The following is a 17,675-nucleotide window of genomic DNA, read 5'->3' on the forward strand; positions in this document are numbered from 1 at the left end:
CCTCAGGCGCGTTGACGGACGCGCTGCAGTCGCTCTGAAAATGAAGCTCGATCCATCTCGGTAAGGGGGCCGCTGCAAATTAGTTGCATCTCTGCCTGCTGTACATTCTCCAGACGTTCCTTCTGGGTCGCTGGCATTCTTCCCAAACCTTTCTGAAGCTGGTTCAGCTGCTGCTGCATGCGCAGTGCTTTATCGCTGGCAGGGGAATCCACCCCGCACATGATCTCGGCATCCACGCAGAGTAATCGCATCGCGTCTGCTTGTTGCAGTGCGGCTGCCTTGATAGTCTTGCCGTCGTCCGGGGCTGCGGCGACGTGAGCAAGCAGTTGTTGAAGTCGCTGTTCGAGCAGATTGCCAAGTGCCGGGTCACCCACTGAGTCAAAGGCCTGCCATTGAGCAGTGATTTCATCGGCAGTCTCGGTGACCGCTTTTTTGCTCAGCAGCTTTGCTTCAAGTTTCTGACAGTACTCCGCCCGTGCCGTAATCAACTGCATCAGCTGCATGGTTTTTCTGTCGGGCAGCGTTTTCATTCTGGCATCAAACCGCCTGGCCAGTTTATTGAACTGATCCTGGAGGTTCTTGCGCTGCGCCTTCATGTCGGGGCTAAGTGCTGCCCTGAAAGCTTTGCTGAGGTCGTTGTACTGAGCTCTGGCGTCAGCGAACTGCTCGTCGTCCAGGGCCATCAGTGCATTCAGCTGTCCAATGATCTTGCGCGCTTCATTCTCAGCTTTATTACCCTGATTGCGCTGCTCGCGTGACACCTGGTCACGGCGTGCGAACAAGGCATCGCAGGCACCTCTGAACTCGGTCCAGAGTTTGCGGTCATCCTGATAGGAGCCCGGGCCCAGAGCTTTCCAGTCTGCCTGCAATTTTTTTGCCTGATTGATGGCCGCCGCCAGGTCAGCCTCCTCAACCAGCGCTTTGGCCTGGTCGATCAGCGCCTGCTTCTGCGCGTTGTGTAATTGCAGAGCAGAGCGCTTCTGTTGTTTGAGGGCATTCAGGACGTTATTGAATCGTTGCTGCAGGCTTTTGATCTTGTTCTGGGCAACAGGCGCAAACTTTTTCCAGTCGGTGCGTGCCTGCTGTTCCAGTTTGACCGCTTCCTGAAGATCAATTGCCTGTTCAGGCTTGTCAGCGAGGGTGGCGACGTATGCCTCAAGCTGTTCGCAGATATTGGTGCGGGCTATCAGGTTGGCTGCCTGCTTCTCTTTACGTTCTTTGAAATAGACTTTACAGGGCTCAAATGCAGTTTTGCCCAGCTCACTGAATTGCAGCCAAAGCTCATCGTTGTCATCTGAATGGCCCAGCAGTTTCCATTCGTCCTGTAGTTCACGGATCAGTTTGGCCTTGGCAGCGGGGGCTGATTCGTCAGTTGTCAGCGCTCGCATTTTTTCGATCAGTTCGCGTTTCTTTTCTGATGCCGCGAACTTCTTCCAGTCCAGTAATTTGGTCAGCTCGGCTTTCAGCGGGGCGAGCAGTTCCTGCAGGCGCAGCTGTTCAGCTTCTGTAAGCTTCTTTAATGTATTCTGATTGCGATCCCAAAGACTCTGTGCTTCACGCAAACGTCCATCAGTCAGCAACTGTTGCAGTGTTGCCTGGGACTTTTCGACCTCCGACACCATGGATGCCTGCCAGTCGTGGTGCTGGGCAATTCGCTCGGCAACTGTACTGGCCAGTGCCTGCAGGGCGGGGTCGTCTGCACGAGACTCTTCGCTCATCAGGGCTGCAAGGCGGGTCTGCAACACTAGCAATGTCGGCAGGTCTTTATATGATGTATTGGGAATCGCGTTTTGCAGCTTTTCCTGTTCGGACACAGATGGCCGCGCCGGACGACTTTCGGTGGCGTCTGCGGTGGGCGTATCAGGCTGGCTGGTTGCCTCCTGCTGGGTTACTGCGTCATCATGTGGTGTCGAAGAAGTCATAAAGGCTGCTCTCCCTGATCGGCCCCGTATCATACCAGACAGGTGCTATAATCACAGCACAGTCTTATCAAGTTGCCAGTTAATGCTCCCCACCGAAGTCAAGGATGAAATCCAGCGCGCCTATAAACAGATTGTCTCAGCCAAGTCGCTGCGACCGCGCTATGGCCAACGGCTGATGATCGCCGAGATTGCCCGCGCACTGAGCGAAGTGGAAGTGGACGATGAACCGGATGAAGACGGTAAAGTGCATACGCCGCCCATTTGTGTGGTCGAAGCCGGGACCGGCACCGGCAAAACCCTGGCCTATGTCCTTGCCGCATTGCCACTGGCCAGACATTTAAATAAAAAGGTGGTCCTGGCTACCGCAACCGTTGCGCTGCAGGAGCAGGTGACGCAGCGCGATCTCCCCGACATTCTCAAACACAGTGGCTTAAGCTTCAGTTTTACGCTGGCAAAGGGCCGGGGGCGCTATGTCTGCCTGTCGCGTCTTGACCAGGTTCTCAAGGGTAACGCCAGTGAGAACGCGCTGTTCGAACTTTTTGGTGAGGTGGTGGGTGATATGGGCGCCGACGGGCGCGATAACCAGGCTCTGTACCAGCGTATGCTGGACAAAATTGCTGACGGTAGCTGGCAGGGCGACCGGGACGACTGGGAAGGCGTGTTGCGGGAAGACGAGTGGCGACCGGTGACGGTCGAGGCAGGGCAATGTGCTGGCCAGAAGTGCAGCAACTATAGTCGTTGCTGTTTCTATCAGGCACGCGATCAGGTGCAAAGCGCAGACTGTGTGGTTGCCAACCACGATCTGGTGCTGGTCGATCTGGCCTTTGGCGGGGGCGCTATTCTGCCAGCGCCGGAAGACACCATCTATATATTTGATGAAGCGCACCATTTACCGGTCAAGGCTAACCAGCATTTTGCGGCCAGCACCAGGCTGAACGGTTCGCTGCAATGGCTGGAGACAGTCAGTAAAACATTGAGCAAGCTGGTGGCCGACACTCGCCTTCCCGACAATGATACCCTGCGCCGCGAATCACGTGAACTTGATCCGGTTGTCCAGCAGTTGCGGCAATTGCTGGTGGATGCGCGCTTGATGCTGGAGCCGCTTTGCCCGGAAGAAGGCGAGGGCACCTTCAGTTTTGAACTGGGGCGAGTGCCGGATGAGGTGCGCGAGCAGGCTGTGCAGATGGCGGCCGGGCATTTTCGCCTGACACGAGGTCTGAAGGAGATAGTGACTCACCTGCGCCGTTTGATTGAGGATGCCCAGACGCTTCCAGAGCGTCAGCAGGCAGAACAATGGTTTCCGGTTCTCGGTGGTATGGCCAGCCGCGCCGAGGCCGCAGAAAAACTCTGGCAGACCTTTGCGGCCCAGGATCGGCAGGAAAGTGCGCCAGCCGCGCGTTGGATGGCCTGGCTGGACGCCGGCGAAAATAAAGACCTGTCGCTTAACAGCAGTCCTGTGCTGGCTGACCGCACCTTGACGGAACATTTGTGGTCGCGCTGTGCCGGTGCCGTGCTGACTTCGGCAACACTGTCGGCATTGGGCAATTTTGACGTGCTGACGATGCGCAGCGGTTTGCCGGCCCATACGGTCTATCACCATATCGACAGTCCCTTCGACTACGCAGCTGCGGCACGGCTGACCATCCCTAAAATGAACTGTGATCCGGGCAATGCGGCGGCTCACACCGACGCCATCATTAGCTGGCTGCCTAAGCTGATAGATCCTGCCGAGGCAACGCTGGTGCTTTTCAGTTCACGCAGGCAGTTGCAGGATGTGTTGGATGGCTTGAAAGCGCCCTGGCGTGAACACGTGCTTAATCAGGATGATTATCAAAAAGCCCAACTGTTGACTTACCATCGTCAGCGAATCGACAAGGGGCAGCCCAGTATCATTTTTGGACTGGCCAGCTTTGCTGAGGGGGTAGATTTGCCCGGCGATTACTGTCGCCATGTTGTCATCGCCAAAATACCGTTTGCGGTCCCTAACGATCCAATTGAGGCGACGCTGTCGCAATGGCTGCAACAGCAGGGTAAAAATCCATTCATGACCCTGTCGGTGCCGGAAGCAGCGTTTCGACTGGTTCAGGCAACCGGTCGACTGTTGCGCAGCGAAACTGACAGTGGACGTATCACCATCCTGGATGAGCGACTGGTGAACAAGTTCTATGGCAAGGCCATTCTGGATTCATTACCGCCTTATCGACGCGAGATCTTTCCACGCGTGTAGGCAATACCATTGCGCTTGTCGACTTGATAACCAATGGCAGCGCCCACCGCCAGACCGGCAAGCGTCATCCACAAAACGCTACTGGCGAGAGCGCCCAGACCGAAGCCCAGGAAAAGCCCGGCTGTCAGGCTCATTGGCATTAGTGCAGTGCTGGCTTTTACAGCTCGGGCTTTGCTTTTTCTACGGGGTGGTTTGGCCATTATTGATTGTGTCCTCCGCGGGAGTAACGCTAACGGGTCTGACCTGATACACACGTACACTGGCATTCGGATAACGACCAATCTGCTCGACAACGTCCATGCCTGAGGCTACTCGACCCACCACCGTATGGGTGCCTGTTAGCCAGGGCGCATCTCTTAGCAGGATGACCAGTTCGCCATCATTGGTATTGGGACCATAGTTCGCCATCACGACGCTGCCTGCCAGCGGTCGGCGGGATGCCAGCGTGCCATCATAGCGATAGCCCATTTGCTCATAAGCCTGCAACAGATTCATGTTGCGCAACTGCCCAAGCACTTCATCCTGGCGTTGTATCAGCTGCGACTCATTTCTGATATTCAGTCGACGATACAGTGGCATCAACAGCTTGCCCTGAAAATCCATCTGGTCCCGGATATTCAGCCAGGCATGGGGCCTGCCGCCCGGGTCAAGCACCTGTTGCTGTTCCAGGCCCAGACCACGGGCGTTAATTTCATCAGGTACCGTGGTTGCTGGACGCTCGCGTCCCGCCCGCTCTGGTGCACCGAGCTGAATCAGTGTGTTGTTGACTGAGCGATGGAAGGTCAGATTGTCATAGTAGGCGCGCTCTGGCGCAGCTAGCTGCCGGACCCGCTCGACGTTCTGTGGTGCAGCATCGGGAAACAATTCGAGCTGAATATCGCCCAGCGAGCTATTTATTTCCAGCACTGGATTGCGGAGATTGTTCAGCGTCGGCTCGTTGAACGATTGAGCTTGCACCATCGAACTGAAGCCGGCAACGATTAAGCAAAGCACCGTCAGCGCACAGAGACGACGTAGATTAATCTGGTTGGTCTGTAAGATCGCAGTCATGGCGCCATTCTAGGCCAGATCGTCCGGCTGGTCGATATCCTGAAGAATGCCAGGATCGTTAACGGGCAGGGGACGTATTGCGTCGGGTCGGGAGCTAAGCAGGTTTCGCGCGCCGGTGTCACCGTGGCAGTTCTGCAGTTCCTCAAAAAACGTTTGTCCAAAACCGATAGGATGGCCGCGGCGTCCCTGAAAACTGGGGATTACAATATTGTCCGGGGCGCAGTGTCGCAGTATCTGACGGTAGGTTTCGGTAGCGATGTAGGGCATGTCAGCAAGGCAGATCAGGCAACTGGGCCAGTGGGCCGGAATATGCGATGCCCCGGTCGCCAGCGTTCTGCCCATGCCTTCCTCGGCCTGGGAGCACATGACCAGTTTCACCCGGCGCGGGTCAGCGGATTGCACGTCTTCATAGACGCCCTGTTGTGCCAATTCAGCTCTGCCAACCACAATCACTTCCGGAGCTGCTGCCAACAAATTGTGAAGTGTTCTTGCGAACAGGGTATCTTCGTCAGGCAGCCTGGCTGCCAACTTGACACTACCGAATCGTCGGCTAAAGCCTGCTGCCAGCAGAACGGCGCCGCCTGCGCTGGAGAGCCCGGTGAGCTGGGAGGAGGTAGCGGACATGTCGCCGTCAGACAGGTGTGTGCCAGACATAGATATAGACTCATTTGGACAGGGTTGTTCAAGACACAGCGGTATCCGGCCTGGATGGTATGGCGAAAGACCACCCAGGCCGGACCCGATGTGTTAACTCTGCCCGATCAATCCCAGCTCAGTGCACCACCAGTCTGGTATTCGATGACACGTGTTTCGAAGAAGTTCTTCTCTTTGCGCAGATCCATGATTTCCGACATCCATGGGAAGGGGTTCTTCACACCCTTGAACTGCTCGGGCAGTCCAATCTGGACCAGACGACGATTGGCAATGAACTGCAGATACTCTTCCATCATGACAGCGTTCATACCCAATACACCGCGTGGCATGGTGTCGCGCGCGTATTCAATTTCCAGCTGGGTAGCCTGCAGTATCATGCGAGTTGCATCACGCTTCATGGCATCGTCCCACAGTTGCGGGTTTTCGATCTTGATCTGGTTGATCATGTCGATGCCGAAGTTCAGGTGCATGGACTCGTCACGCAGAATGTACTGGAACTGCTCGGAAGTACCCGTCATCTTGTTGCGGCGACCCATGGACAGAATCTGGGTAAACCCGCAATAAAAGAAAATACCTTCCAGGCAGCAATAGAAGGCAATCAGGTTCTTCAAAAGTGCCTTGTCGGTTTCTGGTGTGCCCGTCGTAAAGTTGGGATCACTCAGTTCCTGAGTGTACTTCAGACCCCAGGAAGCCTTTTTTGCGACCGAAGGGATCTCGTGGTACATGTTGAAGATTTCACCTTCGTCCATACCCAGTGACTCGATGCAGTACTGGTAGGCATGGGTGTGGATGGCTTCCTCAAATGCCTGACGCAGAATGTACTGACGGCATTCCGGATTGGTGATCAGGCGATAGATGGCCAGCACCAGGTTATTGGCAACCAGCGAATCGGCGGTGGAGAAGAAACCCAGGTTACGCTTGACGATCAGTCTTTCGTCCGGCGTCAGCCCATTGGCGCTTTTCCAGAGCGCGATATCCGCGTTCATGTTGATTTCCTGCGGCATCCAGTGGTTGGCGCAGCCATCAAGGTATTTTTGCCAGGCCCAGTCATACTTGAACGGCACCAGCTGGTTCAGGTCAGCGCGACAGTTGATCATGCGCTTGTCGTCAACGGATACGCGTTCCGTCCACTCTTCGAGCTCCTGCTGACCGGCGCTGATGTCCAGCTTCTCCAGCTCGGCGTGAGCCTGCGCCAGAACGCGCTGGTTATTGGCTTCAGCCTTGGCATCTGAAGATGCGTTGGCAGGCAGTTCCGTCTGGGCTGGCTCTGGCGCAAGTGCCTCGTCCATGGCCTGCATGGTTCGAGCGGCTGCCAGCGCTTCATTGTAGCTGGACGCTGTCTGTTCGGAGACACGTGGTGCCACCGATGAGGCGACACTGTTGTGGCTGGCCTGCGCCGCAGCAGTTGCTGCCGCCTGACCGGCAGCAGCATTTGCCGACTGTGAGGTGGCGCGAGCGGGTTGGGCTGGTTTTGCCGCCGCCTTGCCGTCGTCCACTGAAGTCGGATCGTCGTAGAACTCATCCCAAGAAATCATTTTAACCCCCTGATTTTGAAATTTATTATCACTGACATGCTTCGCAGTCAGGGTCATCGATAGAGCAGGCCTGAGGTACCGGTGCTGGCTCTGGTGTACTGGAAACGGCATTCAATTTGCTGCCCGCGACCGTCGACTTCTCGGTGCTGGTTGCCGCCAGGGAGCGCAAGTAATAGGTAGTCTTGAGACCGCGCAGCCAGGCCATGCGATACGTGATATCCAGCTTCTTGCCGTTGGCACCCGAGATATAAAGGTTCAGCGACTGTGCCTGATCGATCCACTTCTGGCGGCGACTGGCGGCATCCACCAGCCAGCGGGGCTCTACTTCGAATGCAGTCGCGTACAGATCTTTAAGGTGCTGCGGGATACGATCGATCTGCTGCACGCTGCCATCGTAGTACTTCAGGTCGTTAACCATGACGTTGTCCCACAGATCCAGTGCCTTGAGGTCACGGATCAGGTATGGGTTAACCACGGTGAATTCGCCCGACAGGTTTGATTTGACGTACAGGTTCTGATAGGTCGGCTCGATTGACTGCGATACACCCGAGATATTGGCGATAGTCGCGGTAGGTGCAATTGCCAGTACGTTGGAGTTACGCATGCCGGTCTGGGCAATGCGCTGTCGCAGTGCTTCCCAGTCCTGGGTCTGACCCATATCGACTTCCAGATACTTCTCGCCCCGCACTTCCTGCAGCAGCTTCAGTGAGTCGATTGGCAGGATACCCTGATCCCACAGTGAGCCCTTGTAGGACTGGTAGGGGCCACGCTCTTCAGCCAGATCGGTGGATGCCTGAATGGCGTAGTAGCTGATGACTTCCATTGATCGGTCAGCAAACTCAACCGCTTGGTCAGAACCGTAAGCGATGCGCTGGGCGTACAGTGCGTCCTGGAAACCCATCACACCCATGCCCACCGGACGGTGCTTGAGGTTGGAGTTTTCCGCCTGTGGCACCGAGTAGTAGTTGATGTCGATAACGTTATCCAGCATACGCACGGCAGTCTTGATGGTGCGCTGCAGTTTCTCTGTGTCCAGACCCTGTTCGGTGACATGGTTCACCAGGTTGACCGAGCCCAGGTTACAGACCGCGATTTCGTCAGCACTGGTATTCAGTGTGATTTCCGTACACAGGTTTGATGAATGAATGGTGCCGACATGCTGCTGTGGTGAGCGCACGTTACACGCATCCTTGAAGGTGATCCACGGGTGTCCGGTCTCGAACAGCATGGACAGCATCTTGCGCCACAGATCCTTGGCACGCACGGTTTTGTAGATTTCCATTTCGCCAGCAGCTGCCTTGCGCTCGTACTCTTCGTAGGCACGCTCGAATGCTTCGCCATGCAGGTCGTGCAGTTCAGGTACATTGTTGGGCGAGAACAGCGTCCACTCGCCGTCATCAAACACGCGCTTCATGAACAGGTCGGGAATCCAGTTGGCCGTATTCATGTCGTGAGTACGACGACGGTCATCACCGGTGTTCTTGCGCAGCTCCAGGAACTCCTCGATGTCCAGGTGCCAGGTTTCCAGATAGGCACAGACCGCTCCTTTGCGTTTGCCACCCTGGTTGACCGCGACAGCCGTATCGTTGACGACCTTCAGGAATGGAACGATGCCCTGGGATTTGCCGTTGGTGCCTTTGATGTTGGCGCCCAGTGCACGCACGGGAGTCCAGTCATTGCCCAGACCGCCAGCCCATTTGGAGAGCATGGCGTTGTCTTTGATGGCGCTGTAGATGCCATGCAGATCGTCTGGCACGGTGGTCAGGAAGCAGGAAGACAGCTGCGGGCGCAGGGTGCCGGAATTGAACAGCTGCGGTGTTGATACCATGTAGTCGAAGCTGGAAATCAGATTGTAGAACTCGATGGCACGTGCTTCACGGTCGGTTTCATTGCTGGCCAGACCCATGGCGACTCGCATGAAGAAAATCTGCGGCAACTCGAAACGCACGCCCTCGCTGTGGATGAAATAGCGATCGTACAGTGTCTGCAGGCCCAGGTAAGTGAACTGTGTGTCACGCTCGGCTTTCAGGGCTTCACCCAGCACATCCAGGTCAAACTCCAGCAGGTGAGGTGAGAGCAGGCCAAGTTCCACGCCTTTTTCAATATAGGGACGCAGCACGGTTGGATAGCGATAGTTCATTTCGCTCTGGGTTGCACTGTCAGTCAGACCGAGGAAACCCAGCGCTTCACTGCGCAGTGTGTCGAGCAGCAGACGTGCAGTGACGTAGGAATAATTTGGATCCTGCTCAACCAGCGTCCGTGCGGTCATCACCGCAGATGTGCGAACGTCTTCAAGCTTGACCCCAGGGTAAAGGTTGCGCAGCGTTTCTTCGTAGATGGCATCAGCAGAGACACCTTCCAGTCCGACACAGGCTTCATCAATGACAGTGCGCAGTCGAACGGTGTCGAGTGGCGCCTGGCTGCCGTCTGGGTAGGTGACCTGAACACTGGTTTCCTGTTGTTGTTCGCGGCTGCGCTGCTGTTCACGCAGGCGTGTGTGCTCTGCGCGGTACAGTACGTAAGCGCGAGCCACCTTGTGTTCACCAGTACGCATCAGTGCCAGCTCGACCTGATCCTGTATCTCTTCAATATGGATAGAGCCACCGGACGGCATACGACGTTTGAAGATGGTGCTGATCTGTGCAGCCATCTTGCTGACAGTTTCACGAACTCGTGCCGAGGCAGCAGCCGTGCCACCTTCAATGGCCAGATAGGCCTTGGTGATGGCCACCACGATTTTTGACTCATCGTAGGTCACAACGGCGCCATTGCGCTTGATGACCCGCAGTTGGCCAGGTGCAGTCGCCGGCAGGTCTTGTTCTGCCCGCGGCGCGGCGCGTTGAGCGGTGGGTGTGCTGCCGTAGCTGGGGGTATTGGTCTGCATTGGATTCTCCATGAACGCAATGATTTTATTGTTAAGGTAGAAGCAAATTTCTGAATATCGTTGTGCTGTTTTCTGGTACAGATCTTGTGTCAAAAATCGTCATTTCCGGGCGACAGGCTGTCGACACAGCAGTAATGACGGATGCCAAGCAGGAAAACTACTATATATAGTCGGTTTTTGCGGACAACACACAAGATAGTGCGCTATTGGTCGTATTGCAAGTGCTTTTTCTGTGAATATCTTGTGGATAAGGTGTGATTTTTTGTGTATTCGAACACAATATATAGTGGTGAGGTCTCAGATCTGGCAGTACAAAGGGTTCACGCGGGGCAACGGGCAGATCCTGTTTCAAGCATCAGCCCAAGCTGCGTGAGCGTCTGGTCCAGGGATTCAGGATTGACCGGAGGGGAAAACAGAAACCCTTGCAGAATGTTGCATTGATTGTCGAGCAGGAAATTCGCCTGTGATGCCGTTTCCACACCCTCAGCGACGACCTGCAGCTTAAGGCGCTGCGCCATCGCGATGATGGCAGTCGTGATGGCGGTGTGTCGGGCGCTTTCCGGCAGGTTGCTGACAAATGAGCGATCAACTTTCAATTTATCCACAGGCAACTGTGTCAGATAGCTGAGTGATGAATATCCAGTGCCAAAGTCGTCGATGGTCACCGTAACGCCGAGTTTCTTGAGCTCGGTCAGAATCTCGATGGCCTGTTCGATATTGTCCATCAGCATGCTTTCGGTAATTTCCAGCTCCAGCCAGCGTGGTTCAAGCTGGGTTTCGGTCAGTACTTCACGAACCAGGCTGACCAGGTTGGAGTCACGAAACTGGCGAGCTGACAGATTGACAGCAACGGTATAGCCGTGCAGGCCGGCCACTTGCAGAGCCTTTATCTGCGCACAGGCCTGGCGCAGAACAATCTCGCCAACCTGGATAATCAGGCCCGTTTCCTCGGCTACCGGTATGAATCGATCTGGCGGAATCAGATCAACCTGTTCATGTCGCCAGCGTACCAGCGCCTCGAAGCCACAGATCTTATTGTTGGCAAGATTGATCTGCGGCTGAAAAAATACCACAAAATCGCGATTCGATACTGCCAGCCGCAGTTCATTCTCAAGCGACATGCGCGCCTGCGACTCTATGTTCATGTCATCGGTAAAAAACTGAAAATTGTTGCGGCCCTGATCCTTGGCACGGTACATCGCCAGGTCGGCATTGCGCATCAATACGCTGGCATTCATGCTGTCTTCAGGTGCAATGGTGATACCGATACTGCCACTGACAGTCACCTCCTGGGCACCCAGCTGAATCGGCTCGGTCAGTGCCTGAAGTATTTTGCGGGCAACCAGTCCTGCGTCGTCGGCGTGACTGATGTCCGCCAGTAGTATCGTGAACTCATCGCCACCCAGGCGTGCCACGATGTCTTCTTCGCGCACGCACTCACGCAGCCGCCTGGCGACGGTGGTCAGCAATTCATCGCCGGCATCATGCCCCAGCGTGTCATTGATGCGCTTGAACTGATCCAGGTCGATAAACAACAGCGCTGTGCTCTTTTTGCTGCGACGCACATGCTTGAGGCTCTGTTCCAGACGGTCCTTAAACAGACGGCGATTCTCGAGACCAGTCAGCGGGTCATAAAAAGCAAGCTGTTCCATCTGCGCCTGGGTCTCCACGCGCTCGCTAATGTCTTCAATGTTCAGCACGATATGGCTTAGCGCGCCCAGGTCGTCATGAATGGGGGAGGCAGTTACCTGTTGCCAGAAGCGTTCGCCATTCTTGCGGGAGCTGACCATGAAGGTTTCCCAGCTACTGCCAAGCTGCATGGCTTCCTGCATGGTCAGGTTGTTGGGGTCGGTCAGCTGTTCATTGTTCATCAGCTCGGCGATGCGCCCGACAGCCTCAGCATTGCTGTAGCCGGTGATCTGCGTGTAGCGGGGATTCACGTATTCGATGATGCCTGAGCAGTCGGCAATGACCACGCCGCTTTGGCTCTGTTCCACAGCGCTGGAGAGTATTCGCATGGACTGTTCATTGAGCTGGTCACGGCGTGAACGACTGCTGGTCTGGCTTGGCTGCCAGTGCCTGAACACGTAAAAAAGAGGGGCTAACAAAAGCAGGCTGAACAATAGGGTTGTGATGGTCGCGTTGCTCATGTTGGATTTGAAATTATTTCCACGGTTGTTGTCAGTTACACATCCTTGTAATTCTCCAGCATTAGCCTACAAGCCTCTGGCCATCAAGTCCTACCTGGCGTTACAGAGAAACTCCAGCAGCGCTTTTTGAGCGTGAAGTCTGTTTTCTGCTTCGTCCCAGACCACACTGTCTGGATCGTCCAGCACTTCAGCACTGACTTCCTCGCCACGGTGGGCGGGCAGGCAATGCATGAACAGCGCGTCGGAGGCGGCATGTGCCATTAATTCACGCGTCACCTGAAAGCCATGGAATTTGTCCAGCCGCTGGCGGCGTTCTTCTTCCTGGCCCATTGATGCCCATACATCGGTGGCAACCAGTGACGCTCCGGCGACTGCCTCTGCCGGATTGCGCACGATGCTGACCCGGTTGCTGTTGGCGTCCAGCAGGTCCTGATTGGGTTCAAAACCCTCGGGACAGGCAATTCGCAGTTCAAAATCGAACTGCCGCGCGGCGTTGATGTAGGACTGGCACATATTATGGCCGTCACCGACCCAGGCCACGGTTTTGCCGGCGATGTCGCCGCGGTGCTCAAAATACGTCTGCATATCTGCCAGTAACTGGCAGGGGTGAAAATCGTCAGTCAATGAGTTGATCACAGGTACAGACGAGTTTCGGGCAAAGCGCTCCAGTTTGGCATGTTCGAAAGTACGGATGGTGATTACATCGACCATTCGGGACAGAACTTTAGCGCTGTCCTCTATGCTCTCGCCTCGGCCCAGCTGGGTATCCGAGGGTGACAGAAACAGCGAGGAGCCGCCCAGCTGCGTCATGGCCACCTCGAAGGACACACGTGTTCGGGTAGATGATTTTTCGAAAATCATCGCCAGCGTTTTGTTCTTCAGCGTTTCATCGCGCAGGGTAGGGCTTTTTTTCAGAGCGATGGCCCGGTGAATGATGTTGTGCAGTTCCTGTGGCGTAAGATCCAGCAGTGTCAGAAAATGTCGAGTCGTCATGGTGATACCAGCTTTAAAACTAAAAAGGGCAGCGAGCGCTACCCTCCGACCAAGCGTCGTATATTAGCATTTTTTGTCATGGGGGCAATTATCGATTGCCAGTCATTTCATGTAGAATGACGCAACTTCAGTCAATGTACCAACAGGTAAGGGTTTTATGAGTGTAGAACAGACCATTCGTGATCAGATCAGCGGCAACAATATCCTGCTTTATATGAAGGGGTCACCAGACCAGCCGCAGTGCGGGTTTTCTGCTCAGGCGGTACAGTGTCTGATGTCCTGCGGCAAGCGTTTCGCCTACGTCGATGTACTTGCCAATCCTGAGATACGCGCAACATTGCCAGGTATCGCAAACTGGCCGACTTTTCCCCAGCTGTGGGTTGCCGGCGAGCTGGTTGGCGGCTGTGACATCATCACTGATATGTTCCAGAATGGCGAACTGCAGACGCTGGTCGATCAGGCGAGTGCGGACGCGCCAAGCGCCTGATCTGGCAGCGCATTAGCCGGCGCTGCGTAGTTCAGTGCTTCGTTGGCGTGTTGCCCCAGTTCAGCTTGATGTCCGGCAGTTCTGGGGCCTTGCCATTTTCCTTCTCTCGTTGCTCACGCTTTTTTCGTTCCTCGGCCAATTCCGCGGATTTTTCCTGCAGGGCCTTCTTAAATGCATCAGACATGATGACTGTATCCTCCGTCCGAATAAAAGTGTCTGTTCACCGCCAGTATAACGATGGTGTCAACCGGGTGCTACATGAGCCCGGGTAAATGGCACGCTGCCATCGCGTTGTCGCTGGTCATGCTGTTTCTCAGCCTGCCAGGCACTGCGCTTGAGGCGATTCAATCTGGTATCGCTGAGATTTTCGGCTGGCAAGCTGAGCTCGACAACACGTCAGGACTGCCCACCGACAAGCTGGTCCATATGCTGTTGTTTGCCTGGTTGGCCTGGAGTCTGGTGCTCGGCTGGCCGCAAAGACGCTTTTATGTGCGAATTGCGGCCTTTATATTGTTTCTTGCCCTGCTTAGCGAGGGTATCCAGTTGCTGGTGCCGGGGCGCTCTGGCGACTGGCTGGATGTGGCAGCGGATATCGTAGGAGCCGGTTTCGGTCTGTCTGCGCAACACTTCCTGCGTGAATGGCGCGGCAAAAAAAAGCCCGGCTGAGGAGCCGGGCTTGGAGTCATACTACTATCAAGGGAGAGATAAATGAAACAAAACCCACAATTTTGTCTGCAATCTACCTACACTTACTCAGACTGGAACCGTTTTTAAAAGTTCCATCCTGACCCAAAAAAATTTCACATACCGTTTTACAGCGTTTTAATCGTTAAGCCCAATTGTTCGGCGACTTTGCGCTGAGAGCTGCTGCTGACGACACCAGTGCTGGCGTTGCCCGGTTTCAGGTAGCGGCGCGCGACGCGGACCAGATCCTCCATGGTGACAGCAAGCACGGCTTTTCTGAATGCCATGCGGGTTTCTCGTGTGCGACCAAACTCATTATTGTAATAGTCCTGTTTGGCCGCCCCCGCCGGTGACGTGGATCTGTCCATGCCGCTGATCACGCCCAGAATCGCTTCTTCCACCAGTTGATGCTGGTGTGTCTCGTCAAGAAGCCAGCTGACAGACTGGTCAAAGTCAGTCAGCGTGTCTGCCAGACGCGGGTCGCGGTAGGAGAAGAACCGGAAGGAGGCCGATCCTGAATCCTGCTCCGCACCCGCGCCATAGGCGCCACCCTGTTCGCGGATGGCACGGTGCAGGTAGGCATTGCGCAGCACACCGGCCAGCACACACAGGACTGGGTGGTCAGGATGACCTCCTGGTACCGTTGGATAGGCTTTGGCGCAGAAATTGACCTGGCTGTTGGTGGTCCACAATTCAGAAGTACTGTCGCGCAGCTCTGGTAACATCAGTGGCTTGTGCGAGCTTTCCACTGGCGGCGCATCACGCCAGCATTGATCCAGCTGCTGCACCAGGGTCTGCTGGTGGGCTTCCTCACCAATGAGCAGGAAACGCCGTGGTGCTGCTGTAAGGTGCTGCTGTATGCGCCGGAATTTTTCAGTCAGATCATCGACATAGGAATCCGACTTGATCATTTCTTTGAGGTTTCTTATTGCCGCCAGGCCGGTGAATCGATGATTCAACTCGGCCGTTGGGCTCATGCGGCTGGCGGCCAGCGAGACGGCCAGGCTGTGTCCGCGACCGGTGACACTGGACTGCTGCCGGGCACTGATCTGGGATAGCAGTTCCTGTATACGCCTGGTCTCATCGAAGCGGGCATTAAAAAACGTCTCATAAAGCAGCGTTGTCATGTCTGCGTGACGATCAAGCAGCGACTTCGATGACAGCACCAGAATGGCTTTGGATTTTTGTTCGCTTTCCAGAGTACTGCGGATGCTGGCGTAGCAATTCAGGCCGCCACTGACACTGGCCTGCCAGGTCTGTACAGAACTGTAGTCGCGAGATCCCACGCCGAGTTCGGTATAAATGCTGGTGTACAGGGGCAGAACATCCAGCAGCTCGGGTTCGAGTTCGGGCAGATCAACAACAATCTGCTGGTACGCAAGGCCATTGGTGCCCTGTGCATACCAGGTCAATGGTGTACCCTGAGCTGTCTTGAGTTGTCGGGACTCAATGACCGGCAATTCCGGAGGCACATCTTCAAGGCCAACCTTGGGCAGAATTCCCGGGTCATCCTGCTGCGCCTGGCGTTCCGCCAGCCGGCGGTTCAGCTCAATGATTGCCTTTTTCTCATCATCGTCGAGCTGTTCTTTGATGGCCTGCAGCCGCGCCGTTTCGGCGTCAATTTCACGCTGTGCCAGCCCTGCATCGGGTGTGAGAGTCAATGTGACGCGGTGCGGATTGTTCAGCAGCAGCTGTTTGATCAGGCCCTGGATGAACCCTGGTTGTGCGACATCCTCCCGCAGTCGCGTGAGGGCGATTTCAATATCCAGTACTTGTATAGGATCACCGCGATGCACGGCGGTCGACAGTGCTGACATCATCAACTGTAGTCCGTAAGGCCAGGAATCACCCGATATTTCTCGCTGGTGCAGTTCGAGCTGATGCAGTGCGGCGTCTACCTGTTCACTGTCCACGCCCGTTTCCGCGAGTCGCTCCAGCGTTTCGACGATCAATGATTCAACGTCTCTGGTGGCATCCTCAGAGCAGCCCTCAAGGCCACAGATAAAGCTCATCTCACGATTGCTGTCCTCCAGGCCACACAGAGGCGAGGGCGACTGACCAAGCTCTGATGTCTCCAATGCAGACATCAGCGGGCTTGCACTGTTGTCCAGCAGGACTGAGCTCAGCAATTGAGCACGAAACAGTTCAATCAGGTTGGTGCTCTTGCCAAGCAGCCAGGCTGTGACCACATGAGTTTTGTCACTTGTACCTTCTTCGGCGTCTACCGCGTAGGACTCCTGTACTCGGATCGGCGCCAGATAGCGTTTTTCGTCAGTGGCTGCAAATTTTATGGACAGGCGTTCAAAGCGCTTCAGGGCGAGGTCCTCGAACTGCTCCTGGAGCTCGTGGGCCGGGATATCCCCGTAAGTCATGAAAATGGCGTTACTGGGGTGGTAGTGTGTCTCGTAGAAACGCTTGAGCTGAGCATAACTGAGATCCGGAATATGAGTCGGCTCTCCTCCACTGTTGTAGTGGTAGGTGCTGGTCGGGAACAGATAGCTGGTGACGGTCTGCCACAGGCGAGCAGTGGCAGAGCTCATGGCACCTTTCATTTCATTAAATACAACACCCTTGTATTGCAGATCACTTTCCGGGTTGCCGTCTTCTGCAAATGCCAGTCGATGGCCTTCCTGGGCAAAGTCCAGTTCGTCCAGATTCGAGAAAAACACTGCGTCCATATAAACCTGCAGCAGGTTGTTAAAGTCTTTTCTGTTTTTGCTTGCAAATGGGTAGGCGGTGCAGTCACTGCTGGTGAAGGCGTTCATGAAGGTATTGAGTGAACGCCTGATCATCATGAAGAAGGGGTCGCGAACCGGGTATTTCTCGCTGCCACACAGTGCGGTGTGTTCAAGGATATGGGCGACACCGGTCGAGTCCATTGGCAGGGTGCGCAGCGCCACCATAAAAACATTCTCCGGGTTGTCAGACGCCAGGTGATAGTGGCGCGCTCCGGTTTTTATATGTTCAAACTCCTGGACCTCCAGCTGCAAAGAGGGGATGGCATGGCTGCGCAGCCACTGAAAGCTGGGGTGAGTCTGCGATGGCATTTGCTGACTGGAGGTTTGACTCATTACGGGCGATGTCCTCTT

General features: G+C 55.2%; 13 protein-coding genes. 3 read left to right on the forward strand and 10 right to left on the reverse strand.

The annotated features are described in order from the left end of the window. Positions 1–2: 2 nt before the first annotated feature. Complete coding sequence (locus LVD14_RS10205) at positions 3–1,922, reverse strand: DUF349 domain-containing protein (protein ID WP_237133981.1); 1,920 nt, start codon at positions 1,920–1,922, stop codon at positions 3–5. A gap of 82 nt (positions 1,923–2,004) precedes the next feature. Here LVD14_RS10205 and dinG point away from each other — a divergent pair, with 82 nt between their 5' ends. Beyond that, positions 2,005–4,149, forward strand: a complete 2,145-nt coding sequence (gene dinG, locus LVD14_RS10210; protein WP_237133982.1) for an ATP-dependent DNA helicase DinG — start codon at positions 2,005–2,007, stop codon at positions 4,147–4,149. On the opposite strand, the gene LVD14_RS10215 is transcribed toward dinG, so the two are convergent. The 7 genes from LVD14_RS10215 to argF form a co-directional block, all read right to left on the reverse strand. Beyond that, the gene (locus tag LVD14_RS10215) at positions 4,119–4,349 is read right to left on the reverse strand and encodes a hypothetical protein (protein ID WP_237133983.1); all 231 of its coding nucleotides are present in this window, start codon (positions 4,347–4,349) and stop codon (positions 4,119–4,121) included. The two genes, dinG and LVD14_RS10215, sit on opposite strands and share 31 nt — an antisense overlap. Then, positions 4,330–5,199 carry a peptidylprolyl isomerase gene (locus LVD14_RS10220; protein WP_237133984.1) on the reverse strand — a complete coding sequence of 290 codons (870 nt, stop codon included), beginning with the start codon at positions 5,197–5,199 and terminating at the stop codon, positions 4,330–4,332. The genes LVD14_RS10215 and LVD14_RS10220 overlap by 20 nt, the downstream gene beginning before the upstream one ends. A 9-nt stretch (positions 5,200–5,208) precedes the next feature. Further along, a complete protein-coding gene (locus LVD14_RS10225) occupies positions 5,209–5,853 on the reverse strand; it encodes an NTP transferase domain-containing protein (protein WP_237133985.1) in 645 nt (214 codons plus the stop codon). A 107-nt stretch (positions 5,854–5,960) separates the two neighbouring features. After that, positions 5,961–7,151 (reverse strand): ribonucleotide-diphosphate reductase subunit beta, encoded by a 1,191-nt coding sequence (locus LVD14_RS10230; protein ID WP_411268288.1) that lies wholly within the window; start codon positions 7,149–7,151, stop codon positions 5,961–5,963. 265 nt (positions 7,152–7,416) lie between these two features. Beyond that, positions 7,417–10,272: a ribonucleoside-diphosphate reductase subunit alpha gene (locus LVD14_RS10235; protein WP_237133986.1), complete on the reverse strand. Its 2,856-nt coding sequence runs from the start codon at positions 10,270–10,272 to the stop codon at positions 7,417–7,419. Positions 10,273–10,592: 320 nt separating this feature from the next. Then, positions 10,593–12,290 carry a putative bifunctional diguanylate cyclase/phosphodiesterase gene (locus LVD14_RS10240; protein ID WP_237133987.1) on the reverse strand — a complete coding sequence of 566 codons (1,698 nt, stop codon included), beginning with the start codon at positions 12,288–12,290 and terminating at the stop codon, positions 10,593–10,595. 222 nt (positions 12,291–12,512) lie between these two features. Further along, positions 12,513–13,415 carry an ornithine carbamoyltransferase gene (argF, locus tag LVD14_RS10245; RefSeq protein ID WP_237133988.1) on the reverse strand — a complete coding sequence of 301 codons (903 nt, stop codon included), beginning with the start codon at positions 13,413–13,415 and terminating at the stop codon, positions 12,513–12,515. Positions 13,416–13,572: 157 nt separating this feature from the next. On the opposite strand from argF, the gene grxD reads away from it, so the two are divergent. Continuing rightward, a complete protein-coding gene (gene grxD / locus LVD14_RS10250) occupies positions 13,573–13,902 on the forward strand; it encodes a Grx4 family monothiol glutaredoxin (RefSeq protein ID WP_237133989.1) in 330 nt (109 codons plus the stop codon). 31 nt (positions 13,903–13,933) lie between these two features. Here the strand turns inward: grxD and LVD14_RS10255 are convergent, their stop codons facing one another. Continuing rightward, positions 13,934–14,086 (reverse strand): hypothetical protein, encoded by a 153-nt coding sequence (locus LVD14_RS10255; protein ID WP_237133990.1) that lies wholly within the window; start codon positions 14,084–14,086, stop codon positions 13,934–13,936. 74 nt (positions 14,087–14,160) lie between these two features. Between LVD14_RS10255 and LVD14_RS10260 the strand changes: the two genes are divergently transcribed. Continuing rightward, positions 14,161–14,568 (forward strand): VanZ family protein, encoded by a 408-nt coding sequence (locus LVD14_RS10260; protein WP_237133991.1) that lies wholly within the window; start codon positions 14,161–14,163, stop codon positions 14,566–14,568. A 146-nt stretch (positions 14,569–14,714) separates the two neighbouring features. Here the strand turns inward: LVD14_RS10260 and LVD14_RS10265 are convergent, their stop codons facing one another. Continuing rightward, complete coding sequence (locus tag LVD14_RS10265; protein ID WP_237133992.1) at positions 14,715–17,657, reverse strand: insulinase family protein; 2,943 nt, start codon at positions 17,655–17,657, stop codon at positions 14,715–14,717. Positions 17,658–17,675 lie beyond the last annotated feature (18 nt).

It is taken from the genome of Pseudohongiella sp. O18 (assembly GCF_021729085.1).
GTDB lineage: Bacteria > Pseudomonadota > Gammaproteobacteria > Pseudomonadales > Pseudohongiellaceae > Pseudohongiella.